We start from the raw sequence: 22125 nt of genomic DNA, 5'->3' as shown, positions 1-22125 counted from the left end.
GTTAGCTCCCGTTTTCTCTGGTGGTTGACTTACTGTTTCACCGCGCCGGCGGTCAGGCCGCTGACGAGATACCGTTGAAGGAAGAAAATCACGATCATCGCCGGCGCAATACCGACGAAGCTGGCTGCCATCAGCTCGTTCCAGACCACTTCCTGACGGCCGAAATAGGCAAAGAGCCCGACCGGCAAAGGGGCAAATTCGGTCTTGGAGTTAAAAGTGAGCGCGAAGATGAACTGTTGGGCATAGGAGCCGATGAAGGTGGTGATGGCAACCACCATGATACCGGGCATGGCAATCGGCAGGATGACGCGGCGAAGCGTGTAGAACTGGCTGGCACCGTCAACGAAAGCAGCTTCGTCCAGTTCCCTCGGGATCCGGATCATGTAGGTTCTCAGCAGCCAGATCGCGGACGGAATAAGGAAGGCGACGCCCGGAACCATGATGGCAAAATAAGTATTGAGCAGTCCAAGCGAGCGCATCAACCTGAACAGCGGAATGAGCAGCACTGCCCCTGAAAACATGTTGACTGCCAGGAACGCGCCAAGCAATAGCCCGGCGCCCTTGAATTCATAGCGGGCAAACGCATAAGAAGCCGGGATGACAAGGACCAGAACGACAGCGGTCACGACGGTGGAGATAAAGAACGAATTGAAGATGTAGCGCGCAAAACCCGGCACACTGACCCACATCGTCCGATACGCCTCGAAGGAACCATTTTCGGGAATGAACCGATAAGGTGAGGAGAAGAGCTGGCTGAGCGGTTTCAGTGATACCAGAAAGCCCTCGACGAAAGGTGCGAGCACGAAGGTGAGGAAGACCAGCACGCCGGCATAGATGCCGATCATCTCATACCATTTGTACCGATTGATGAGCAGATGGGTTTGCTTCATCGCTTGTCTCCGGCGGCAAGACGGCTGGTTAGTCGGAAGTAGCAGACACAGAAGATCGACAGGAAAATGCAGATCAGCACGGCGCGTGCGGCACCTTCGCCATACTTGTTCGACCCAATCGCCGTGCGGTACGTATCGATGATCATCGTCGTCGTTTCGCCGCTTGGACCACCTCGCGTCAGGATCCAGATGATGTCGAAGGAGTTGAACGTCGCAATCAGCGAGAGCATCGACATCGTGATCATCGAAGGGACGATCAGCGGCAGGGTAATGCGCCGGAAGCGGTAGAAACGACCGGCGCCGTCCGTCCAGGCGGCTTCATAGAGATCCTGAGGAATGGCCTGCATGGCCGCCAGCATGTAGAGGGTCACCAGCGGGACACCGATCCAGACGTCCGTGATAATCGTCGCCCAGAACGCCGTCGAACCCTGTGCGAGAAAAGCAACCGGCGCATCCACCAGGCCAAAGCGCTGCAGCATGCCCGAAATCATCCCGAACTGGCCGTTATACATCCAGCCCCACATGAAGATGCCGATCGCCATCGGAACAATCCAGGGCGGCATCGTCAAGACGCGGAAGAGAGCCCTTCCTGGCACTGCGGAATTCAGCATGGTGGCGCCGAAGACGCCGATGATCATTTTGATCGATACGGAAAAGAAGGTCCAGATGAAGGTGCGGATAATGACTTCTGCAAATGTGGCGTTGAAGATCTTCTCGTAATTTACCCAACCGATCCAGTTCGTCGTCTTCTTCAGCGATGCATCGGTGAAGGATAAAATGAACGTGTCGACCAGCGGATAGGCGACAATCGCCAGCACATAGAGCACTGCCGGAAGGAGAAGGATCCAGGCGAAGATGACTGCGTTGCGTTGGACGTTCATCTTGCCGCCCTCCTCAAGCCGCTCTTGCGTGCAGGGCTTCGTCGAACCTGTCCCACACGGGACGCAGCTCGACAACCGCCTTCTTCATGCGCGCCTCGTCCATCGACAGCGCGAGAATACCGGCCTCAAGGGCGTTAAGCGTGGAGACCGGAAGCTCGGTGCCCGTGCGCACACTGTCGAGGAGGTCGGCGGCCATCTGCTCGTCGGCGCCGTAATGCTGCGACAACTCTGTCGCCGCGTACGTGTTCTCGACCACCTTCCTGCCGGTCAGCTGCTCGTGAACGTCGAGATAGCCGCGGACGAAATCACCCTCCGCCATCCCGCGCGATCCCATGATGGCAAAGCGTCGAAACTGGTCAGGAACATTGAGATTGGTATGGAAATTCATGCCGACGCCGTTGGCATACTCGACAATGGCAACCTGATAATCGATGATGTCGGCGTCGCTGTCGAACACCTTGTCGGAGCCCATCCAACCGCTCGGCTTGCGATGAAACAGCTCCAGGTCGTTGATCCCGTCTCGTGCAGGATCGTTTGCCGGCGTGAAGCTCTTGCGACCGCCGAAGCTTGCGACGCGTTCCGGTCGAACCCCGACGACGCCATTGTAGAGATCGAGATCATGGCAGCACTTTTCCAGCATGAAGCTGCCTGAATAGCGCTCATAACGGCGCCAGTCGCGCATGAAGAACGCGCCATGATAAGGCTCGATATGCTCGGCGGCTTCGATCGACACGATCTGGCCGAGTTTGCCGGCGGCCTGAATGGCGCGCAGGTCCTTGTAGAGCGGTGAATAGCGCAGCACCAGTCCGACCATCAGGCGCTCATGGCCGAACTTCGCCATCAGACGCGCGAGCTCTATGCTCTCGGCGATCGTCGTGACGATCGGTTTTTCGCAAAACACCTTCAGGCCGCTTTCGAGACCCAGCCGGATGTGGTCGAGATGCATGTGGTTGGGGGAACCGATCATCAAAAGATCAAGCTTTTCGCGGGCGATCAGCTCTTCGGGGGAGGCATAGGCGGTACCGGTAGAAATGCCTTTTTCGACCAGACCCGGAAGACCCGCCGGATCGGGGTCGACGTAACCGACAATCTCGAAGCTCTCATCGACCGACTTGAAGACATAGCCAAGATAGCCGAGCCGGAAACCGAGCCCGATAATTCCCACTTTCATGCTATTCTCGTTCCCAGTTACGTAATTTATTTTCGTCAGGTTGGGACAAAAATTCGAACTCGTCAACACGAATCGCGCGAAAAGTTCAGACGGTGAAATTAATTTTCATACCGGCCCATTTCGCTGGGCTCCGGCTTTTAACCTGGGAAAACGGAAATTCACCTTCGCCGACAAGCGCGGCGAAGGATCTGGTTTATGCTTGCCATCCCGGCAAAAGCTGCGCGCGGGCGCGAAATCTAGCGGTTTCGACGCCTGCCTTCGAGCAGATCGAGAACCGAATTTGCCGCGTCCAGGACATTGGTGCCCGGGCCAAAGACAGCTGCCACGCCATGGTCCGTCAGGAAGTCATAATCCTGCCGCGGGATAACGCCGCCGACGACGACGATGATGTCCTTTGCGCCGCGCGCTTTCAATTCCTCGACAAGTTGTGGTGCCAGTGTCTTGTGGCCCGCTGCAAGCGACGAGATGCCGACCACGTGCACTTTGCTGACAACGGCGAGATCGGCTGCTTCCTTTGGTGTCTGGAATAGGGGCCCCGCCAAGACGTCGAAGCCGATGTCTCCAAACGCCGAGGCAATCACTTTGGCGCCGCGGTCGTGGCCGTCCTGACCGAGTTTTGCTACCATGATCTTCGGCTTGTGTCCGAGGATCCTTTCGACGTCGGTCATGCGGTCCTTCAGCACCGCCAGCTCCGGCTCGTCGCGATAGGCTTGACCATAGACATCCTTGATGACCTCAGGCTCCGCTGCGTGATCACCGAAGGCGCGACGCATCGCATCCGAGATCTCGCCGACGGTCGCGCGCGCGCGCGCCGCTTCGATGGCTGCCGCAAGCAGGTTGCCGTGGCCGCTGCTTGCCATTTGCGCAAGCGCATCGAGTGCTGCCTGCACAGCGGCCCCATCGCGCCGGCGTTTCGTCGCGTCGATACGCTTGATCTGGGCGCTGCGTACCGCGGTGTTGTCGATCGCCAGGATTTCGATCTCCTGCTCTGTCTCAAGACGGTACTTGTTGACGCCGACAATGACCTCGCAGCCCTTGTCGACGGCCGCCTGGCGCCGTGTCGCGGCTTCCTCGATCAGCCGCTTTGGAAGACCGTCATTGACCGCCTTCGTCATTCCGCCAAGCGCCTCCACTTCCTCGATCAGATCCCACGCCCTGTCTGCAAGCTCCTTCGTCATGCTCTCGACGTAGTAGGAGCCTGCAAGCGGATCGACGACCTTTGTCACACCCGTTTCGTGCTGCAGAATGAGCTGCGTATTGCGCGCGATGCGCGCTGAAAACTCAGTTGGCAGGGCAATCGCCTCATCGAACGAATTGGTGTGCAGCGATTGTGTACCGCCAAGCACTGCCGACATCGCCTCAAAAGCGGTCCGAATGATATTGTTGTAGGGATCCTGCTCCTGCAGCGATACGCCCGATGTCTGACAATGGGTGCGCAGCATCGAGGACGAAGCCTTCTTCGGCTTAAACTCTTCCATGATACGCGTCCACAAGAGACGTGCGGCACGCAGCTTTGCCGCCTCCATGAAGAAGTTCATGCCAATGGCAAAGAAGAAGGAAAGGCGACCGGCGAAATCGTCGACGTCCAACCCCTTGGCAAGTGCGGCGCGAACATATTCGCGGCCATCGGCGAGCGTAAACGCAAGCTCCTGCACCAGGGTCGCACCGGCCTCCTGCATGTGGTAGCCGGAGATCGAGATGGAATTGAATTTCGGCATCTCCTTGGCGGTAAATTCGATGATGTCTGCGACAATTCGCATCGAGGGTTCCGGCGGATAGATGTAAGTGTTGCGGACCATGAACTCCTTCAAAATGTCGTTCTGGATGGTTCCTGAAAGCTCGGCCCGCGACACGCCCTGTTCCTCGCCGGCAACGATAAAACTCGCGAGTATCGGAATGACCGCGCCGTTCATGGTCATCGAGACCGAGACCTTCTCAAGCGGGATGCCGTCGAACAGGATTTTCATGTCCTCGACGCTGTCGATCGCAACGCCCGCCTTGCCGACGTCGCCGACAACGCGCGGATGGTCGCTGTCATAGCCACGATGCGTGGCAAGGTCGAAGGCGACGGAAATGCCCTGCTGCCCGGAGCCAAGTGCTTTGCGATAAAAGGCGTTGGAAGCTTCCGCGGTGGAAAAGCCAGCATATTGGCGAATTGTCCATGGTCGGCCGGCATACATCGTGGCACGCGGCCCACGGGTAAAGGGCGCAAAGCCCGGAAGCGATCCGAGGTGCTCGGTGCCTTCGATGTCGGCCTCGGTATAAAGCGGCTTGACGTCTATCCCTTCGGGGGTGTTCCAGACGAGCGTTTCGGGCGCAGCCTTCAGCTCTTTCTCGGCTAGGGCCCGCCAATCCCCAAGCGTCTTCTTCCTCATGTCATCCTCCGGCATCTTCCTTGCCGCAGGCTAGCACTTTAACCGCGCGCTACGCGATAGAGCCTCACGATATTTTACAGAACGGCCTCTTCGGAAGATTGAATAGCGCCCCAATCGGGCCGTTCCCGACTTTGACGAGTGATCTGATGTGATGGTCTCAAGGCTATCTGGTTTGCGGCATTGTGAACTTAATGCCACCAGGACGAACGTATGACGGCAATCTTGTCATCGCTCGTGCACGCGCGATTGTCGTCCAGAGGTTCATCGCCGCGACCGGCATGATATATTTTGCTCAAGAGCAGCAGGCGCTTATTGCGCAAGACGAAAGCTTCGCGCTTCCGCCGGTTGCCCAGCAAGTAACGCTCAGATTTGCAATTTTCTCGTTTGCGGTCTGCCTGTGCGGTCAAGCTGGAATCTCGCTGCATGAGCGTTTCCTTGACAGCTTCGATAAAAAGGTCGTCTCCATCGTGATCGACAGCCGCCATGAAACGCACTCGGCGACTGAATCAATCGACGACGCGTGCTTGGCAGATTCGCAGCATTTGCGGTTATTCAGCCGCACGGTATCGCTACCGGTCTGCATGCGGGTCGACGTCAACCCGCATGCCATAGCGGACGTGTCCGCGGCCACAGGTCAGGTAGCGATATCGGAGATACTGTGACGGAGCCAAGCAAGCGCCGAAGAACCGCGCGTCTACTGCTATGCCTTCTTTGCCGGTGGTATTACCCACGATCCATCAAGTATCGAAGGCGATTTGTCATCGGGCCAGTAAAGCCTCATCATCAGGATGAACGTGCCCTTCGGCGCTGGTAGCCAGTTGGACTCCTTGTCGACGCCGGGCGACTTGTTCTGGATGTAAATGTCGACCGATCCATCGGCATTGGGCTTCAAGTCCTGTCGTGCGCTGATCGAGTAGCGGTTGATCGGATTGTCGACGAAGAAGTATTTTTCGTTGTACATCGTTATCGACCAAAAGCCCTTTACAGGCGGCATGTGTCCCTTTGGAAACGTCAGGACATAGTCCTCTGACCCCGCATAGGCGCGAGGAAAAAGCCCGTCCTTGGACTTGGTCGACGTCGGATAGATGGCATCCTCTGGTCGATTGGCTCCAAGGCCGATTGCCGTAATCAGTGCCCGTTGCAGATAGTTGGTCCCATAAATGCCTGTCTTGGTGGTATAGCCCCAGCCGTTTATGTCCGCGATATCGCCATCGCTGAACTTGAAGTGAAGCATGATGCGGTCGAAGGCGATCTCGGGGATGCGCTTGACGAAACGGGCGTCCAGCTTGCTTTTGTCAAAATCCTTCCCGGGGACGATTCCGATTTCCGCCATCTTTTCGACCATCGGTGCGTCCTCCGCCGTTGGCGGGTTCGTCTTCATGAGTTCGCTAAGCAAGGTGAAGTACTCGACGGCGTCCATGCGGTTCACCTGTTCGCGTACGGCCGTCTTCATGTCGATCTTGGGGTCGACCTTGCCGACCGATGGCTTCCAGTCCTTGCCATAACTGCTCAAGGGCACCAGCTTGCACTGGTCTTGCAGCTGATGAACGGCCTTGTAGTCCTCGGGTGTTCCCGTGCAGTAGATACGACCGAGAATCCAGACGATACTGGTCGGGGATTTATACTCCGTGACACCATCCGGAAGCTTGCCTTCCCAGCCGGGTCCGGTGATCGCATACGCCTGCGGTTCGCCGCCGGTCGTCCGTTTTCCGGGAACCTGGAATACTGTTGTCCAGCCGTCGAGCATCGGGAATAGGTAGTATCGATCCTTCATTTCGGGGATAGAGAAAACCCATGGCTCTTTGCCGACATCGACAAAGGCAGTTGTGTAAAGCGTGTCTGCATTCGGTGCAGTAACGTCGGTGAACGACGCGTCCGGATATTCTCGAAGCTTGATGATCTGTCCCATCGGACCCTTTGTGCCCGCAACCTTGGCGACGTTGGTGATGACGCGGCGGGTCATCTCCATGGTGACCAGCGGGTAGCCGTAGATGTAGGCTTCGACCGCCAGCCAGAAATCACTTTTTCCCTCGAAGGGATCGCGGAGTGGATCGTCTAAGGCGTGTACCGGTGAGAGTGAACTGGCGGCAAGCAGACCAAGGGTGCCGATCGACGCGGTGCGACGTGTGACTTTCATATTTCCCTCCACAGAAATGGCCTCTCCCGGTCCTAAACCATCCCTTTGCTGATGGCAGGCTATGCAAGTCATGCAGTTAGAACCTACTAATATAGCATGATATCAAGTAGCAAGTACAACAAAAGGTTAGTTTCGAGTGCGCAGATCAACTTCGACGTCTCCAATGAACGGAGTTGGTCTTCCCAGACCTGTGGCCCGGCTTTGGCCGCCATGCAGCATAATCGAGGCGGGTATCCACTTAGCAAAACGCCCGGAACTGTTCAGACAAACCGAGCCACCTCTAGCCGGCCATGTCGGAAAGCTTCTGTGCAACGAAGGATGCATCAGCAAGGCTGACTACATCTCATCCAGAAACGAATGCTGGATCATTTGACGCGAAACAAACAATAATCCCTGCACCGCCAGCATGTCTTCGGCAACCCGCGGCGGAGAGGGAGACATTCAAAGCCACATGACGGGCGATGATCTCGCGCCAGTTCGCTTGACGTGTCATTCTGGCAGCATTCGACTATTATGCCTGCTTTGGTTGGTAGGGAGGAAGCATGAGCCGCGCCGTTATCATTGTCGATCCATTGCCAAGGACCCTTGACCTCATCATGGAGCCCGACGTCCGCGAAAGGTTGGAGAGGCTAGGGGAGGTCGTCGTTTCCGAGGAACAAAAGATGTCTCGGGAACTCGTAGACGAGCTGCTGCCAGATACCGTGCTGATCTTCGGGCAGACGGACATGCCAAGGGAGCGCTTGGATCGAGCGCCGAGATTAAAAGCGATCATCAACGTCGAATCCAACTTCTTGCCGAATATCGATTACAGGACATGTGTGGAGCGCGGAATTTGGGTCATCACGCCTGCCGCGGCATTTGCCTCCCCAGTCGCCGAGGCAGCTTTGGCAATGGGCCTTGATCTCGCACGCGGCATCACTCAGGCGGACCGGGATTTTCGGGCAGGGGCCGAACAATATGGGTTGGCCGGAAACGCAACAACATTCAGGTTCGCTGGAGCGACGGTCGGCATCATTGGGTTCGGCGACCTTGGGCGCCAATTCAGAGAGCTGATCCGGCCGTTTAAAAACACGGTTCGGGTTTTCGATCCGTGGCTTCCTCGGGAGATCGTCACCAATGCAGACTGCGTTCCGAGCTCTTTGGAAGAGGTGTTGACGGAAAGCCAGCTGGTCTTTGTCTTTGCCAGCGTGACGAGCGAAAATCAGTCATTCCTGGGCAGGCGCGAGTTCGCGATGATGAGGAAGGGGGCTGCTTTCCTCCTCATGAGCCGCGCCGCGGTTGTGGACTTTCCGGCCATGTTGGCCGCCGCTCGATCCGGTCATATCCGCGTCGCTACCGATGTCTTTCCAGAAGAGCCGGTGCATGCAAATGATCCGGTGCGATCCGTACCAGGAATGCTTCTTTCGGCGCATCGCACCGGTGGAACGCGCGACGCGTTCTATGCTCTGGGCTCCATGGCCGTTGCCGATGCCGAACTGATCATGGAAGGCCTGCCCCCGCAACTTTGCCGGCGGGCAGACCTGACGACCGTCAGCCGGCTCCGGTCGAAACCTGTGACAGTCTCCTAACCTCCGGTCTTATCGACCTTTTCAGCCGAACGTGGTCGCTTGGCGACGGTGCGATGGTGAATGATCGAACCTGGCCCCGTCTTTGCAATGTGGAAGGCGTCTTTGCCGGTCAGAGGCCAGGAGCGCCAGCCTTTGACACCGCGCACTTCAGGATCTGCTCCGCATATTCGACGACGGACTTCTTGTCGGTCGCACATAGTTTCAGCCCTTGGCATCCATCTTCGAGGTTACACAGGACGCGTCGGCGGATCCTGGCGATCGCGGCTGCGTCCTGTCGTTTCATAAATTCCTCAAGACAAGCCACTGCAACGATCTCGGACACGAGCAGCTTGCCCTCGACCTCTCCTTGGGTTGGAATGGCGAAGCGCTCACCGCCACGTTTGGAATCTCGATCGGCTGACAGCATGGCAACACTCCTGAGGACCTTGCTCGACGAGCCATGAGGCTGATAGCTACACCGCGGCCGACAGCCCCATGGAGAGCCGCGCGATCGGGCGCAATTCGATCCTCGATCCTGTAAGAGTAGACGATCGCAAGGCATACGTCATTGACCAAGGTCAAAGATGCCTATCGCTTTCGTTGAGCCTCTGGGGTGCACCTGGAGGCTATTGTGCAGGCCCGACGGTGCTCGCATCGCGGATCAGCTCGTACTTGACCTGCGTCGTCTTGAGGTCGCGGTACCAATCGACGAGCGCTCCCCAAGGGTCTGCGATCTTGTTCAGACCGGCGATGAAGGCGACGACGGTCCCAATCTCGATTTTTCCAGTGATAACGTAGTAGCCACCGAGAGCGAAAATCCCGGCATAGCCCAGCTGGAACATCAGGTTCATCATGAAGTTGAGTGAATACTTCAGCCTGTAGATACTCATGTTCGTTGAAAACAGCCGCTGGACGCGGGCGGCCTGATGCCGCGGTCCCTTCGGCGAGCCGTGATCGACCATTTCTTCGCTCAGATGTCGCATCACTGTGATCTTCGTCTTGACGCGTTGGTTGATCAGGCCTTGCAGAATTGGAACTAGCACGGACTGAGGGACGAACACCGCGACGACAGCAAGCGCGAGGAAGGGCTGGAGGTAAATCATGTAGCTGCCGACGGCCAGAAGAATGCCCGCCTGAAGAATGGGCTCGGAAATACTTGTCCCCACGAAGGCTCCGACCGGTTCTGCCTCGGCCAGCACGATCGACGTCTCGACGCCCTCTGCCAAAGTGGGCGCCTCACCAATGTGCTGTTTGCCCACTTCCAGTACCGCGATGCGCAACCAGCGAATGGCCACTTCGCCGATCCAGCCCCTGTAGATATTCAAGGCGAGCTTTATTCCGCCTTCGCTCACAACCAATGCGAGGTAGATGGCGACCAGGCCAAGAATAGCATTGAGCCTGGCACCCTGCGTTGCTCCGTTGACGATGCGTCGCTGAATTTCTAACGGAAGGATGCCGACGGCAAACAACAAAACCGACAGGCCGACCAGCGCCGCCTGGTGCCTGCGTCCGATAACGACGACGAATCCGGCAAGCTTGTGCGGGATGGCGAGGTCTCGGCGGATCGTCGCACTTGCCGTGCGTTCTTCCGACGCAAGCGGAGCGCGCATCCTGCTACCAGCTTTCATTCCTGACATCCTCCAGACAGGACATGAGCACCTCATGCGAAGGTCATGAGTTGATGCCGTTCTGCGCCGTCGATTACGTCAATGGCGAAGATCTCTCCTTCGTTTTCTTCAACCGAGATCTTCTGGGGCTTGTCGACGACATGTGTCATTCCGTTCGTCAAGATTTCGAGAGACTCCTGCTTCGGTTCGTAGGTGGCGCCGAGCAGATGGGCAGAATCGACGAGAACCTGATCTCCGATGGTCGGCCCCATCACTTCAATTCGCATTTCCTTTCCCTCGACTTGCTTGTGAAGCTGTAAGAAGAAGACCTCCCATTCGGATTTTACGAGCACCCTGGTTCCCATCTTGCGATCTCCTCTTTCGCTACGCCGGACAGCAGGTTTTCGCGGCGAGCATTGGTTCGCGTGATCCGTGAGCATGAGGTGCGAACCGTTGGCTCTGCGACCCGCCTGTCCGGGTGCCTCGGCTCAAAAGGGGGCTGTCTGGCCAGCCCCGAGATTGTTGGTCGGGACATCCCGGTCCGTCGTGCTCAAATCATCCGGCTTTGATCTCGATCTTGCGGTCGTTCGTTCCCGCGTTGGACGCCTTCGGAATTGTAACCTTCAAGATGCCTTTCGCGAAGGCCGCGCTCACCTTATCGGCATCGACGTAGTCGGGCAGCCGGAACGATCGCTGGAATAAGCCATAGTGGCGCTCTGAAACGTGGTAGGTTTTTTCCTTTTCTTCCCTTTCCTCGGTCTTTTCGCCACGAATGGTCAGAATGCCGCTGGCGAGCCGGATGTCGATATTCTTCTCGTCCAGGCCGGGGATTTCTACCGTGATCTCGAATGCGTCGTCTTTCTCGACAACGTCCACCGCAGGCGACAGCACCCAGTCGGGAGCAGTAGGCTGTGTGCGTGCGAGCAACTGACGTGAGAGCGGACGCCAGGGTGAAGGGCCGAAGTCGTCGAACAGGCGATCGATTTCGTTGCGAAGCGTGTCAAACGGGGACCACGTGCCGCCGGGTACCGGCATCGTGGCCTTCTGTTCTTTCTGAGCTGGGCTTGTGTCGGGCATGATCATCTCCAATCTGCCAAGCAGGTCCGGAAGCCGGATCTAATCATTGCGTTGCGCTCGAGATCGAGCTTGGTGATCAAAGCACGCCTGTCGGCAAAAAACTTTGATCAATGTCAAAAAGAGCCTGAACGATGGGCGGAAGCCGGCAAGCTCTAGGAAGAATGTCTTCTCTTGGCTGAACCGCTTGCCAGTTGGCATCGCTGCAGATCGCATTCGCCCCCATCACCATGTCGGCCGCTGGCATCATTTACCTGATCGCCGTTTGCGAGATGGAGTTTGATCAAGAGCAATGCAGCTTCATCAAAAAAGGAGGAGCCTGGCGCAGCAGCTACCTGATGCTGCGGTCCATCGGAGGAATGGGAGAGACAGATATGTCAATGGCACTCAGAACGATGACCCATGCCGAATGCCTGGAAATGCTGGAACAGGCCCACTTCGGTCATCTGGCATGCTGCAACGAAGGACAGCCTTACGTCGTCCCGATCTACTTCGCTTTCCGATCAAGAGTGGCCTACAGCTTCTCGATGCCGGGACGAAAAGTCGAGTGGATGCGACGCAACCCAAAGGTATGCCTGCAGGTGGAGGAGCATTGGGCCAAAGGCGGATGGAGGAGCATCGTGCTTGCCGGCCGCTTCCAGGAATTGCCGGACGACGCTGCCTGGCACGAGGAGCGGCTTCATGCGTGGTCACTGCTGGAGAGACACCTGGACTGGTGGGAGATCGGCTCACTCAAAACTGCCGAGCTGCCGCCAGCAGCGGCGTCCTCACACCTGTTCTACGGAATTTATATGGACGATGTCTCCGGCCGGGTTGCAGCGCTGGCAGGATAACAAGAAGACGCCATGTCCATCAGGGACGCGCTGAAGTACGAAGCCCCGCGATGGTCTGCGCTCATGCTCATTCTCGGCGATTGGGAAAACCGTGAGCGGCACCGTCCGCTGCCGCAAATAACGTCCCATTCTTCCAGGAATGGGGCTGCCGCAGAGGGAGGCAAGGAGATGCGAAAGCAGACCGCTGCCCGCGGAACCGCCTTTCTTCATCCCGCGTCCGGGGGCACCGTGTTGTTCCAGATAGCGGGGCGCTGCGACGAGGAAGGCTCTTGTCCAACCGGTCGCGGGCACATCAAGCTGCTGTCTGACACTCGACCGAGCCGCCTTCGAGATCGATATCATCGCCAATCAGATCGGAGGCTCCTCGCGAACGATCAGTTCGATCGACAGTCTCGAATGGTGCTCAAGTAGTCGCGCAAGGCGATCGCTGAGATAAAGGCGGAGCGATGCGTCGTATGCATGCCTCAACCTCAAACCGAGGCGATGAGAGGCTGTCCCTGCCGATCTAACAACTGCTGCTCGGTGTTGACGAGATTACTGAGCATTCGCCGCGTGAGACCCGGCGCGACATGATGGGGAAGATGCCCGACGCCCTCGAGCAGCCCGACGATCACCTCGGGATGCTTCCGGCTTAGCCATTCAAGATGCCACGCTGGCTGAATGATCCGATCATGCGAACCGAACAGGACGTGGATCGGAAGATCACCCGGCAGATCCGGCAAACGCTCCATGTCCTGGTTGAAAGCGCGCAGCTCATCGGCCATCGTCTCGATGGCGCCTGGATTGACCACGTGAGCGGCCGGCAACATCGCCAGATGGCGCGGCAGTGGATTGGGAAAGCACGACGACCTCAGGGCGCGATCCAGAAAGAAATCTGCCCATCGACTGATCACGTGCTGACGGATCATTGGCCCAACCCCGGCTATTGCCGAAAGACGCAGCAACGGAAGCGGTTTTGGGGGGACCGGTCTGCAGCAAGGCGAAATGAGCAGCAGTCCTTTCACCAGTTCGGGCCGACGCGCAGCCAGATGTAGTGCCGGCGCGCTGCCGATGGAGTGGGCGACAATGACGATGGCATCCGCACCGATGGCTGCGAGCAAACCCTCAAGCCAGAAAGATTGGGAAATCGGTCCTCTTTCGGGTCGAGGAAGCGGGCTACTGAAGCCGTAGCCCGGACGATCGGGGGCCAGGATCCGAAACTCGCAGGTCTCAAAGGGAAGCAGAACCTCTTCGGCCAGGCTGCCGCAGCCGTGCAGGACAAGGACCGGATGCCCAGTTAAATCGCCGGTTTCCAGAACATGAATCTGGTGCTGGTCAACTTGATATACCTTACCGATCCGGGGCCGGAGTAACTTTGTTTTCGGCATGATCCACAAAACGTCCGCCAGCCGTCCTCGGTTCCATGAGGGGTCTCTCGTGCAATTATCATTTCGATCACCGCTCAACTCGGGGCGTGTCTGAGGCAAGCGTTTTGATCGGCGACTTGCTGCAGTCGGCGCAGAAGGGTTGAGGAAGTCACTCGAGGGGCTAAAAGGTTGTTCGGTCGATCGAGCAACAGCGACGGTTAGAACCTCTTCGGCCAGACCTTTACAAGGCGTTCTCGCCTCAAACGGGGATAGACATGTTCCGGCGGTGCCTGGGGCTGACCCCGAGAAGCGGCCATGTCTGGGGAGCCATTAGAATTGTCCCAGCACCCTAAAAGAAATCGATGGGTTATCGGTACACTGCGCCAGGGTAAAATGTCCCAATTGAAAGTTTGGTTTACCACAAACTTCTAAGGCAATGATTCTATTAACGTTTTTGAACTGCCAGGGGCGGCGCCGGGCGCCGGTCCATCGACTACTGTCGAAAGACGCACGACGATCGTCATCGAACTCACACCGAGCAGGATGTGCGGTGGTCCGTGCTGGCTGGCGCGTGATGACCGTCCATGCGGCGGCGCAACTCCGGGCGTTGCCTTCACCTGCGCCGCTGGTCGCGGAGGACAGCATGCCGAACAGATATTGCAGGGCTTCACCGGCATTCTTCAGGTGGACGGCTGGTGAGCTTCCCGATCTGCACATTGATACGCTCAGGGTGAAGGCGAGGAATTTTCACTAGGCTCAGGACTCGATAATCGCAGCCTGACGAGTACGGCAGCCGCAAATGCACACGCTTGAGAAGAAGCGTGTGTGTGCAGCGATCATGCCGGGCTTGAATACGACGCGAGTCCTTGAGTTTTCCCAACATGTTTTCGATTTTTGGTCCCAGGACGTCACTTCACTGCGATGACGACTTTCCCCTTTGCACGACCCGTTTCCACGTAAGTCAGCGCCTCGTTGGTCTTCTCGAACGGGAAGACACGGTCCATCACCGGGCGTATGGCACCCGCCTCGATCAGGGAGGTGATCTTTCCGAGCTGCGCGCCGTTGGCTGTCATGAAGTGAAACGAATAGCTGATCCCTCGGCGTCTCGATTTTCGCCTAATGCCGGAGCTCAGCAGGCGCATGACCTGTTGAAGCAGCCATCCGGAGCCGTTCTGTCTCGCGAAGTCCGGATCGGGCGGACCAGAAATGGAGATCAGCTTCCCGCCCGGCTTCAGCACATCAAGTGATTTCTCCAGCGTATCCTTCCCGAGGCTGTTCAGCACGACGTCATAGCCCTGCAGCACTTTCGCGAAGTCATCAATCTTATAGTCCACGGCGACATCCGCCCCGAGGCTTTCCACCAGAGCGATATTTGCGGTGCTCGTGGTCGTCGCCACATGTGCGCCAAGATATTTGGCAAGCTGAATCGCAAGCGCGCCTACGCCGCCCGAGCCGGCATGGATCAGGACTTTCTGTCCTTTCCGCAGGTTAGCCCGCTCGACAAGCACCTGCCATGTGGTCAGGGCCACAAGCGGAATTGATGCTGCCTCGTTCATACTCAGATTGTTCGGCTTCATCGCAACATCGGCCTCATCGATGGCGATGTATTCTGCAAATGTCCCGATGCGATTCTTCGCCGGACGGGAATAGACCTCGTCACCAGGCTTGAATTTCCGGACATTGGCGCCGACCCGGACAACGATGCCCGCGACGTCGTTGCCGAGCACCAGTGGAAGGCGGTAGGGCAGGATGAGCTTGAACTCTCCGTCCCTGATCTTGCTGTCCAAGGGGTTCACGCTGGCGGCATGAACTTCCACCATGACGTCGTTGTCCCGTAACTTCGGCTCGGGAATTTCGCCGAGCCGCAGGGCGCCGCCTTTCGCATAGCGATCGATCAGGAATGCTTTCATCAGGCTAATAACTTTCGTTTCTATGGTGAGCCGGCAGGGGGCAGCCGTGCGGCGGTCAAACCTCAATCGGGAAGCTTGTTGAACTTCCGCAGGCTCTTGTCGACCAGGGACTCAGGCAGGAAGCGGCGAAAGAGGCGGATCTGTCCTGCGGCTTTTCCTGCAGTGTAGCGTCTTTTGGGCGATACCACATTGGCAGCCCTTATTACGGTTTCGGCGACCACCTCCGGGGCGTCACCCTTTGCGACGATCTCGCGCATCAGCCTTTCCGCGTTGGTGCGAACCTCATCGTGGATGGCAAGTGGCCGGTCGGGTCGCGTGATGTTGTCTTCGAAGGATGTGCGGGTCACGCCCGGTTCGACAAGCACGACGCGGATGCCCTGCGTTCGCACTTCGTGGTCGAGTGATTCCGAATAGCCTTCGATGGCGTGCTTGGTCGATGCATAGAGCGCGTTATAGGGAGCAGGGATCAGCCCGAGTATGGAGCTGAGGTTGACGATCCGGCCCCGACCTTGCCGCCTCATCACCGGCAGGACTGCATTTGTCGTCCGTATGATGCCGAACACGTTCACGTCGAATACGGCTTTCGCCTGTGCCGTCGTGGATTCGTCAGCAGCGCCCAGCAATCCGATACCGGCGTTGTTGACGAGAAGATCGATCCGCCCCGCGCGGGCCAGAACCTCATCGACGACACTCTGCACGGATGCATCGTCGATCACATCGCAGACCAGCATGGTAATCCCATCCGTTGTGTCGGGCAGCGGCTTTCGGCTGGTGCCGAAGACACGGTAGCCATCGCGCCGCAGCGCTTGCGCCGTCACCAGGCCGATGCCGGAGGAGGCGCCAGTAACCAGCGCGACGCCGCGTTCTGTCTTGTTCATCTGCATCTGCTTTCATTTTGTCGTGGAACTTCGATGAACAATCAGTTACTATCATTTTAGTACCAAGTCACTACTAAAAAGATATCGACATGAAAAATCTTTCTGATCAGCCCTGCCTCATCGCCCGCAGCCTAGGGCTTGTGGGTGACGCATGGAGCATGCTGATCTTGCGCGACGCCCATGCGGGGCTGACCCGCTTCGATGATTTCCGCAAGAGCCTCGGGATCGCGCCGACGATGCTGACCGGACGGCTTTCAGCCATGACGGAGGAGGGACTGCTGGAAAAGCGCCGTTATTCGGACCGCCCGCCACGCGACGAATACATATTGACGGAAGCCGGCCGCGACTTTTTGCCCGTGCTGTTTGCGATCGGCGCGTGGGGACACAAGCATCGGGGCGGAGGCAAAGTGACCCGCTTCTTCGACGCCGAAACCGGAACGGAGATCGATCCCGTCACCATCGACCGCGAGACCGGCGCTCCGGTCGGAACACGTCCCATTCGCATCGCCCCGCCCGAATGAGCATACGACGGCCGATCAGCGGCGCCCCGCCACCGATTGAAAGCTCCGCTTTCGGCAACAGAGTGACGGTGCAGGTGCTTTCATCGCGGGAAGCTTCGGCATCCCCTCGAAGGCCTTCTTCGACGACCGAACCTCGTTAGTCGTAGTTCATCGTGGTGGCGATCAGACCCTTGCCATGGGGCCGCATCAGGACTGTTCGAACACGGCGGAACAGGACCGCGCGTGCGATGGCCGCGACGTTCAACTTCTTCATGCCGTCACGCAGGGCGACGAACGCATCGCCCCCCATCTTGTCTGGTGTCAGGCAGTAGGGCTTGTCGAAGTAGACGTCATCGACTTCGGCGCAGGGGATGCAGGCCTGGATCTCGAGCGTCTTGTTGCTCTCCGGGATCGTCGCTGCCACCTCCTCGGGATCGATGATGATGTACTGGCCGTCGTCGATCTCGAAGCCCTTGGTCTGCTTCTCCTTCGGGACAGGATCTTCGGTCTCGCTGTCGATAAAGACGTTGACCCGATTGCCGGATGTCTTGTTGATCGTGTTGAAGGTTATGCGCTCGCTGGTTGAAGTGCCGTGTAAAGAGCGACGCCGCAGCTCACCTCACCAAACTTCAGATAGCACTTCCATTGGGCGCGATGTCCCGTTGCCATGACGCTTACTCCGAATCACTGAGTGCGACTCAAAGACGTGCGAGAGTGATTCGTTCCGACTCGAAACGAATCGTTTTTCAATGACTTAGGCAAGCTTGTTCGGAATCCGATTCCGGCATGCTGCGGCACAGCCGCCGCACCCCGGGGACGGAGAACGCATCTTTTTGGAATCTCATGCGTTCTCCATTCGAGACGATCAGAGGAAAGAGACATGTCCAAGCGAGAGCTCATCGATACCGGTACCGACAAGCGCTATGTCCGTCGGGATGAAAAGGGGCAGTTCGAGGAGAGCGCTGACGTTGGCCGCTCCCTATCCGCCGACAAGCGCCGAAAGGCCAAGCATGACGCGAAGCCCGGTGACGGCGACCGGGGCGATCACCACCCGAAGCACTGAGGGCAAACCGTGTCAGAGGATGTCTCCGGTGAAATCCGGCTTCTGCTCGAACAACTGGTCGATCGCTTCGTCGTGAAGGGAGGAAAGGCCCCCGATGTCATCGAAATCATGCAGCGGGAGCTTGAGGAGATGAAGGTGGCCTACGAGCAGGATCCCGATCCGGCGGATGATTCCGCCGCCATCGAAGAGCCGGCGAACGACTGGCCTGGCGCATAGGCTTCTGCCGACATGTTGCGGACACATTCGTCAGATAGAACCGTCCCATCGGCATTGCTGATGAGCGCTGAGACGATTTCGCCGCTCGCGATGCCGCATCGTCCATAGCTTTTGACCACGGATGTACTGGCACTGGTGATAGGACGATGATCAGGAAGGTCGGTGCGATTTCGCCCCGGCCTTTTTTGTTGTCTTGAAACTAGGTCAGGAACAGCAACTGCTGCTCGAGGATGGCGCACAGCAAGAGCTCTTCGCCTTCTCCTCAGCAAGCCAGCGGTCACGAGGCTTGCAGCTCGATGGCCGGGCGTTCAGCGCCACCTGGAACGATCCGTCCTGCAGTTGCGGGGATCCGGCGCAATAGAGGGCCATGGGCCTCTCCCCATCGCTCACTTCAAAGGTGAGCTTCGCGGACGGCTCAAGCTGCACGTGGTCGCTGACCTTCCGGATGATGGCCGAGAACTTTCCTGCGGGCATGTGCGTCCGCCCACCCTCGTCGATGTCCCAGAGCTGCACGAAGATTTCCGACCACGATTCAGGATTGGCCCCGCAGTCCAGAGCCGAAAACTGTCCGGCCTTCACCTCGGTCACGTGATAGCCCGCCTTCACCGGGCGGCCATCGTAGTGAAAGATCAGGGAGGCGTCAGGCGCGGTCGTCAGGATGTCGAGAAGATGGCCGAGCGTGATATCGGTCGAGAGGGTCTTGTCGATCGCGTCCATGTGCGCTACTCCTTGTTTCGATGATTCAATGAGTATTGAAATATGGATGAACGTCAAGCCCTCATGTCATTCGCGGCACTGTCGCAGGAAACCCGGCTAGCGGTGGTGCGCACCTTGGTCGTCGCAGGCCCGGAGGGGATGGCTGCCGGAGCTATCGCTGAGAAGATGAACGTCTCGCCGTCCAACATCTCCTTCCATCTCAAGGAGCTCGAACGCGCAGGACTGATCGCGCAGCGACGTGAGTCACGCTCGATCCTCTACAGCGCCAACTATCATGCGCTCTCCGGTCTGGTGACGTTCCTCATGCATGACTGCTGCATGGGACATCCACGAGTCCTTGGGACACCCGAGAGCAAGGGTGACTGCTGCTCCACCGAGACACTGGACGCGAACCCGCATGCGTGATGCAAGGAACGCGATTTCGCTCGCAACGATCTCCGCGCTCGGCCTGACACAGATCATCGGCTACGGAACGCTCTACTACTCGTTCTCCATCCTCGCGCCTGGCATGGCGAAGGATCTCGGCATCACGCTCGAGCAAGTCTTTGGTGTCTTCTCGGTCTCGCTCTTTGTCGGCGGCCTCTCGGCTCCGGTGATCGGCGGACAGATGGACAGGGCAGGGGCGGCGACCGTCCTGACCGTTGGTTCGGTCCTCTCCGCAATAACGCTCGCGCTTTGTGCATGGTCGCCATCGGTGGCGGTCTTCGCGCTCGCGATCGTCCTGATGGAGATATCCTCGGGGATGGTTCAATACCAGGCCGCATTCGCGGCGCTCGTCGAGAGCGATCCCAAGACGGCATCCCGGAGCATCACCTACCTGACGCTCGTCGGCGGCTTCGCCTCCACTATCTTCTGGCCGATATCCTCCGCGCTGATGGAATACCTGTCGTGGCGGGAAATCTACCTGGCGTTCGCCGCCCTTAATCTGCTCGTCTGCATGCCCCTGCATTTCTGGATGATGCGGAAGGGAAAGGCTGCAAACGGCAGCGGAACAACCCGCGAGCGTGAACGGGTGATTGGTGCGATCCCGCCGGAAGCGCGGCGCGGCGCGATGATCGTCGTGTCGGGCGCCTTCGCCATCCTCGGGTTCACCCTAACGTCCATCCTCGCGCACATGGTTCCGATGCTCGGGAATCTTGGTCTCGGGACAGCGGCGGTGGTCATCGGGTCGCTGTTCGGACCGGCGCAGGTTCTGAGCCGCCTGATCAACATGCTCTTCGGCACGCGCTTGTCGCCGCCTGTGCTTGCGGTCATCTCGGCGGCGCTCATGGTGGCTGGCATCGTGATCCTCGGCCTGAGCGGAAGCTGGCTGCCTGGCGCTGTCGCGTTCGCGATCTGCCTCGGCCTGGGATCCGGGATCAACTCGATCGCACAGGGCAGCCTGCCGCTCTTTCTGTTCGGGAGCGACGGCTACGGCGCGATCACGGGCAAGATGGCGGCTGCGCGGCTTGCCATGGGAGCGGCCGCGCCTTTCGTCTTCGCCATGGCGATGGAGCAATTCGGCATTGGCCTGTCCCTGTTCGGCACGGCGGCCCTCGGAATGGTCGGCATGGCCGCGTTCGTCAGCGTGTCGATGGCGACGAGGCAAAATCCCGTCACCGTCGGCTGATCAGATCGAGCTCAGCTTCACACGCTGTTCGAGCTTGGTGGCGTCTTCCTTGCGTTCGCTGTATCGGTCAGTGAGGTAGGAAGAGGCATCCCGCGTCAGCAGCGTGAATTTCACCAGCTCCTCGCACACGTCGACGACGCGGTCGTAGAAGGAAGATGGCTTCATGCGTCCATCGGCATCGAACTCCTGAAAGGCCTTGGCAACGCTGCTCTGGTTCGGGATTGTGATCATCCGCATCCAGCGACCGAGGATCCGGAGCTGGCCGACGGCGTTGAAGGACTGCGAACCGCCGGACACCTGCATCACCGCGAGCGTCTTTCCCTGCGTAGGCCTCACCGAACCGACGGCCAGCGGAATCCAGTCGATCTGGGACTTCATGACCCCGGTCATTGCGCCATGCCGCTCGGGGCTGACCCACCTGTCCCTCGGACCATTCGGAAAGCTCCCGGAGTTCCTGCACCTTGGGATGGCTGACAGGGGCTTCGTCAGGCAGGGGGAGACCCTTGGGATCGAAGCGGCGCTCTTTGCCTGGACTTTGCGATGCGGTAGGTAAAAATGCCTAAAATCATGGCCACAGTGAACAGAACGGTTTCCCAACGGCCAGTGACGAGTGATGCGATTGCAGGGCCGGGGCAAAGGCCGACAAAGCCCCACCCGAGGCCGAAGAGAACCGCGCCGAAGACGAGCCTGGCGTCGATGGAGCGGCTGGTCGGAACATGAAATTCCGTATCGAAGACAGGGCGTGAGCGATATTGCTTGATCACATAGGCTGCCGACGACGGGATCAAGGCGCCGCCCATTACGAAGGCGAGAGATGGATCCCAGTCGCCAGCGACGTCGAGGAAAGCGAGCACCCGAGCCGGGTTGACCATGTCCGAAACGACCAGCCCAACGCCGAAGAGAAATCCGCAGAGGATCGAAGCAAGGAAACGGTTGGTCATGATAGGCCTCCGAGCAGATGACGCGTCACGTAGACAGTGGCTGCAGCGACAGCCATGAAAGTCGCCGTGGCAACGAGCGAACGCGGCGACAATCTCGCCAGGCCACAGACGCCGTGACCGCTGGTGCAGCCCGAGCCCAGTTGTGTGCCGAAGCCGACGAGCAAGCCGCCGGCAATCAGAAGCATCGGCTGCGATATGATCGTCAACTCGGCGTGCCTGACATAGCTGAACGCGATTGCTGCGCCACCTGCGATCCCGCCAATGAAGCCGATGCCCAGAAGACTGACGCCTGCACCCGCCCATCCGAAGGCGGAGGCAGTCAGGCCGGAGATGCCTGCGATGCGGCCGTCGAGTAGCAGATAAAGTGCTGCTGATAGGCCGATCAGAAATCCGCCGGCAAGCGGCCAAATGTAGTTCAGGTGAGCCATGT

23 protein-coding genes and 3 pseudogenes are annotated in these 22125 nt (G+C 58.4%); 9 read left to right on the top strand and 17 right to left on the bottom strand.

Annotation, left to right across the window (positions count from 1 at the left end; translation table 11 throughout):
* Nucleotides 1–29: 29 nt before the first annotated feature.
* From ATY80_RS00625 to scpA, 4 genes are all read right to left on the bottom strand, one after another.
* On the bottom strand, nucleotides 30–890 hold the full coding sequence (locus ATY80_RS00625) for a carbohydrate ABC transporter permease (RefSeq protein WP_088690583.1): 861 nt from the start codon (nucleotides 888–890) through the stop codon (nucleotides 30–32).
* Entirely contained in the window at nucleotides 887–1771 is an 885-nt protein-coding gene (locus ATY80_RS00620; RefSeq protein ID WP_088690582.1) for a sugar ABC transporter permease, read from the bottom strand. The genes ATY80_RS00625 and ATY80_RS00620 overlap by 4 nt, the downstream gene beginning before the upstream one ends.
* Before the next feature lie 13 nt (nucleotides 1772–1784).
* Complete coding sequence (locus ATY80_RS00615; RefSeq protein ID WP_088690581.1) at nucleotides 1785–2942, bottom strand: Gfo/Idh/MocA family oxidoreductase; 1158 nt, start codon at nucleotides 2940–2942, stop codon at nucleotides 1785–1787.
* Nucleotides 2943–3178: 236 nt separating this feature from the next.
* Entirely contained in the window at nucleotides 3179–5317 is a 2139-nt protein-coding gene (gene scpA, locus ATY80_RS00610; protein WP_088690580.1) for a methylmalonyl-CoA mutase, read from the bottom strand.
* 278 nt (nucleotides 5318–5595) lie between these two features.
* On the opposite strand from scpA, the gene ATY80_RS00605 reads away from it, so the two are divergent.
* Nucleotides 5596–5979, top strand: coding sequence for a hypothetical protein (locus ATY80_RS00605; protein WP_141105530.1), 384 nt, complete (start codon nucleotides 5596–5598; stop codon nucleotides 5977–5979).
* 38 nt (nucleotides 5980–6017) lie between these two features.
* Here ATY80_RS00605 and ATY80_RS00600 read toward each other — a convergent pair whose 3' ends face one another.
* Nucleotides 6018–7454, bottom strand: coding sequence for a DUF1254 domain-containing protein (locus ATY80_RS00600; protein ID WP_088690578.1), 1437 nt, complete (start codon nucleotides 7452–7454; stop codon nucleotides 6018–6020).
* A 542-nt stretch (nucleotides 7455–7996) separates the two neighbouring features.
* Between ATY80_RS00600 and ATY80_RS00595 the strand changes: the two genes are divergently transcribed.
* Nucleotides 7997–9022, top strand: a complete 1026-nt coding sequence (locus tag ATY80_RS00595; RefSeq protein WP_088690577.1) for a hydroxyacid dehydrogenase — start codon at nucleotides 7997–7999, stop codon at nucleotides 9020–9022.
* Nucleotides 9023–9131: 109 nt separating this feature from the next.
* Here the strand turns inward: ATY80_RS00595 and ATY80_RS00590 are convergent, their stop codons facing one another.
* From ATY80_RS00590 to ATY80_RS00575, 4 genes are all read right to left on the bottom strand, one after another.
* Nucleotides 9132–9428, bottom strand: a complete 297-nt coding sequence (locus tag ATY80_RS00590) for a hypothetical protein (RefSeq protein WP_088690576.1) — start codon at nucleotides 9426–9428, stop codon at nucleotides 9132–9134.
* 199 nt (nucleotides 9429–9627) lie between these two features.
* On the bottom strand, nucleotides 9628–10548 hold the full coding sequence (locus ATY80_RS00585) for an ABC transporter ATP-binding protein (protein WP_245306757.1): 921 nt from the start codon (nucleotides 10546–10548) through the stop codon (nucleotides 9628–9630).
* Nucleotides 10549–10661: 113 nt separating this feature from the next.
* Complete coding sequence (locus tag ATY80_RS00580; protein ID WP_088690574.1) at nucleotides 10662–10973, bottom strand: DUF5335 family protein; 312 nt, start codon at nucleotides 10971–10973, stop codon at nucleotides 10662–10664.
* 190 nt (nucleotides 10974–11163) lie between these two features.
* On the bottom strand, nucleotides 11164–11685 hold the full coding sequence (locus tag ATY80_RS00575; RefSeq protein WP_088691437.1) for an Hsp20/alpha crystallin family protein: 522 nt from the start codon (nucleotides 11683–11685) through the stop codon (nucleotides 11164–11166).
* A gap of 371 nt (nucleotides 11686–12056) precedes the next feature.
* Here ATY80_RS00575 and ATY80_RS00570 point away from each other — a divergent pair, with 371 nt between their 5' ends.
* A complete protein-coding gene (locus ATY80_RS00570; RefSeq protein WP_088691436.1) occupies nucleotides 12057–12515 on the top strand; it encodes a pyridoxamine 5'-phosphate oxidase family protein in 459 nt (152 codons plus the stop codon).
* Nucleotides 12516–12985: 470 nt separating this feature from the next.
* Here ATY80_RS00570 and ATY80_RS00560 read toward each other — a convergent pair whose 3' ends face one another.
* Nucleotides 12986–13882 carry an alpha/beta hydrolase gene (locus tag ATY80_RS00560; protein ID WP_088691435.1) on the bottom strand — a complete coding sequence of 299 codons (897 nt, stop codon included), beginning with the start codon at nucleotides 13880–13882 and terminating at the stop codon, nucleotides 12986–12988.
* Nucleotides 13883–14422: 540 nt separating this feature from the next.
* On the opposite strand from ATY80_RS00560, the pseudogene ATY80_RS28480 reads away from it, so the two are divergent.
* Nucleotides 14423–14557, top strand: a pseudogene (locus ATY80_RS28480) (transposase); the annotation flags it as partial.
* 212 nt (nucleotides 14558–14769) lie between these two features.
* Here ATY80_RS28480 and ATY80_RS00555 read toward each other — a convergent pair.
* Nucleotides 14770–15771, bottom strand: coding sequence for an NADP-dependent oxidoreductase (locus tag ATY80_RS00555; RefSeq protein WP_088690572.1), 1002 nt, complete (start codon nucleotides 15769–15771; stop codon nucleotides 14770–14772).
* A 62-nt stretch (nucleotides 15772–15833) separates the two neighbouring features.
* Nucleotides 15834–16649 (bottom strand): oxidoreductase, encoded by an 816-nt coding sequence (locus tag ATY80_RS00550; RefSeq protein WP_088691434.1) that lies wholly within the window; start codon nucleotides 16647–16649, stop codon nucleotides 15834–15836.
* An 89-nt stretch (nucleotides 16650–16738) separates the two neighbouring features.
* Here ATY80_RS00550 and ATY80_RS00545 point away from each other — a divergent pair, with 89 nt between their 5' ends.
* Entirely contained in the window at nucleotides 16739–17170 is a 432-nt protein-coding gene (locus ATY80_RS00545) for a helix-turn-helix domain-containing protein (RefSeq protein ID WP_088690571.1), read from the top strand.
* Between the two features lie 90 nt (nucleotides 17171–17260).
* Here ATY80_RS00545 and ATY80_RS00540 read toward each other — a convergent pair.
* A pseudogene (locus ATY80_RS00540) lies at nucleotides 17261–17818 on the bottom strand (Ku protein); the annotation flags it as partial.
* Nucleotides 17819–18029: 211 nt separating this feature from the next.
* Here ATY80_RS00540 and ATY80_RS00535 point away from each other — a divergent pair.
* The gene (locus ATY80_RS00535) at nucleotides 18030–18212 is read left to right on the top strand and encodes a hypothetical protein (protein WP_088690570.1); all 183 of its coding nucleotides are present in this window, start codon (nucleotides 18030–18032) and stop codon (nucleotides 18210–18212) included.
* A 9-nt stretch (nucleotides 18213–18221) separates the two neighbouring features.
* Complete coding sequence (locus ATY80_RS00530) at nucleotides 18222–18428, top strand: hypothetical protein (RefSeq protein ID WP_088690569.1); 207 nt, start codon at nucleotides 18222–18224, stop codon at nucleotides 18426–18428.
* A gap of 204 nt (nucleotides 18429–18632) precedes the next feature.
* Here the strand turns inward: ATY80_RS00530 and ATY80_RS00525 are convergent, their stop codons facing one another.
* Entirely contained in the window at nucleotides 18633–19145 is a 513-nt protein-coding gene (locus ATY80_RS00525) for a DUF6428 family protein (protein ID WP_088690568.1), read from the bottom strand.
* Nucleotides 19146–19187: 42 nt separating this feature from the next.
* Here ATY80_RS00525 and ATY80_RS00520 point away from each other — a divergent pair, with 42 nt between their 5' ends.
* Both ATY80_RS00520 and arsK read left to right on the top strand, forming a co-directional pair.
* Complete coding sequence (locus ATY80_RS00520) at nucleotides 19188–19550, top strand: metalloregulator ArsR/SmtB family transcription factor (protein ID WP_088690567.1); 363 nt, start codon at nucleotides 19188–19190, stop codon at nucleotides 19548–19550.
* Entirely contained in the window at nucleotides 19543–20754 is a 1212-nt protein-coding gene (arsK, locus tag ATY80_RS00515; protein ID WP_088690566.1) for an arsenite efflux MFS transporter ArsK, read from the top strand. Before ATY80_RS00520 ends, arsK begins: the two co-directional genes overlap by 8 nt.
* Here the strand turns inward: arsK and arsH are convergent.
* From arsH to ATY80_RS00500, 3 genes and pseudogenes are all read right to left on the bottom strand, one after another.
* Nucleotides 20755–21268 (bottom strand): annotated as a pseudogene (gene arsH, locus ATY80_RS00510) (arsenical resistance protein ArsH); the annotation flags it as partial.
* On the bottom strand, nucleotides 21240–21695 hold the full coding sequence (locus ATY80_RS00505) for a YeeE/YedE family protein (protein ID WP_088690565.1): 456 nt from the start codon (nucleotides 21693–21695) through the stop codon (nucleotides 21240–21242). The gene ATY80_RS00505 and the pseudogene arsH, both read right to left, overlap by 29 nt.
* Nucleotides 21692–22123, bottom strand: a complete 432-nt coding sequence (locus ATY80_RS00500; protein WP_088690564.1) for a YeeE/YedE thiosulfate transporter family protein — start codon at nucleotides 22121–22123, stop codon at nucleotides 21692–21694. Before ATY80_RS00500 ends, ATY80_RS00505 begins: the two co-directional genes overlap by 4 nt.
* Nucleotides 22124–22125: the final 2 nt, after the last annotated feature.

Source organism: Rhizobium sp. R711, from assembly GCF_002211365.1.
Classification (GTDB): Bacteria; Pseudomonadota; Alphaproteobacteria; order Rhizobiales; family Rhizobiaceae; genus Rhizobium.
Note: the sequence above shows the minus strand (reverse complement) of the source record. Positions and strands in the feature narration are given on the sequence as shown.

Bases quoted from the DNA above. Each gene is read 5' to 3' on its own strand.
- ATY80_RS00600 (WP_088690578.1), bottom strand. From the start codon at position 7,454: ATGAAAGTCACACGTCGCACCGCGTCGATCGGCACCCTTGGTCTGCTT.
- scpA (WP_088690580.1), bottom strand. From the start codon at position 5,317: ATGAGGAAGAAGACGCTTGGGGATTGGCGGGCCCTAGCCGAGAAAGAG.
- ATY80_RS00555 (WP_088690572.1), bottom strand. From the start codon at position 15,771: ATGAAAGCATTCCTGATCGATCGCTATGCGAAAGGCGGCGCCCTGCGG.
- ATY80_RS00575 (WP_088691437.1), bottom strand. From the start codon at position 11,685: ATGCCCGACACAAGCCCAGCTCAGAAAGAACAGAAGGCCACGATGCCG.
- ATY80_RS00620 (WP_088690582.1), bottom strand. From the start codon at position 1,771: ATGAACGTCCAACGCAACGCAGTCATCTTCGCCTGGATCCTTCTCCTT.
- ATY80_RS00560 (WP_088691435.1), bottom strand. From the start codon at position 13,882: ATGCCGAAAACAAAGTTACTCCGGCCCCGGATCGGTAAGGTATATCAA.
- ATY80_RS00505 (WP_088690565.1), bottom strand. From the start codon at position 21,695: ATGACCAACCGTTTCCTTGCTTCGATCCTCTGCGGATTTCTCTTCGGC.
- ATY80_RS00570 (WP_088691436.1), top strand. From the start codon at position 12,057: ATGTCAATGGCACTCAGAACGATGACCCATGCCGAATGCCTGGAAATG.
- ATY80_RS00535 (WP_088690570.1), top strand. From the start codon at position 18,030: ATGTCCAAGCGAGAGCTCATCGATACCGGTACCGACAAGCGCTATGTC.
- ATY80_RS00545 (WP_088690571.1), top strand. From the start codon at position 16,739: ATGAAAAATCTTTCTGATCAGCCCTGCCTCATCGCCCGCAGCCTAGGG.
- ATY80_RS00500 (WP_088690564.1), bottom strand. From the start codon at position 22,123: ATGGCTCACCTGAACTACATTTGGCCGCTTGCCGGCGGATTTCTGATC.
- ATY80_RS00605 (WP_141105530.1), top strand. From the start codon at position 5,596: ATGATATATTTTGCTCAAGAGCAGCAGGCGCTTATTGCGCAAGACGAA.
- ATY80_RS00595 (WP_088690577.1), top strand. From the start codon at position 7,997: ATGAGCCGCGCCGTTATCATTGTCGATCCATTGCCAAGGACCCTTGAC.
- arsK (WP_088690566.1), top strand. From the start codon at position 19,543: ATGCGTGATGCAAGGAACGCGATTTCGCTCGCAACGATCTCCGCGCTC.
- ATY80_RS00520 (WP_088690567.1), top strand. From the start codon at position 19,188: ATGGATGAACGTCAAGCCCTCATGTCATTCGCGGCACTGTCGCAGGAA.
- ATY80_RS00590 (WP_088690576.1), bottom strand. From the start codon at position 9,428: ATGCTGTCAGCCGATCGAGATTCCAAACGTGGCGGTGAGCGCTTCGCC.
- ATY80_RS00525 (WP_088690568.1), bottom strand. From the start codon at position 19,145: ATGGACGCGATCGACAAGACCCTCTCGACCGATATCACGCTCGGCCAT.
- ATY80_RS00550 (WP_088691434.1), bottom strand. From the start codon at position 16,649: ATGAACAAGACAGAACGCGGCGTCGCGCTGGTTACTGGCGCCTCCTCC.
- ATY80_RS00615 (WP_088690581.1), bottom strand. From the start codon at position 2,942: ATGAAAGTGGGAATTATCGGGCTCGGTTTCCGGCTCGGCTATCTTGGC.
- ATY80_RS00625 (WP_088690583.1), bottom strand. From the start codon at position 890: ATGAAGCAAACCCATCTGCTCATCAATCGGTACAAATGGTATGAGATG.
- ATY80_RS00580 (WP_088690574.1), bottom strand. From the start codon at position 10,973: ATGGGAACCAGGGTGCTCGTAAAATCCGAATGGGAGGTCTTCTTCTTA.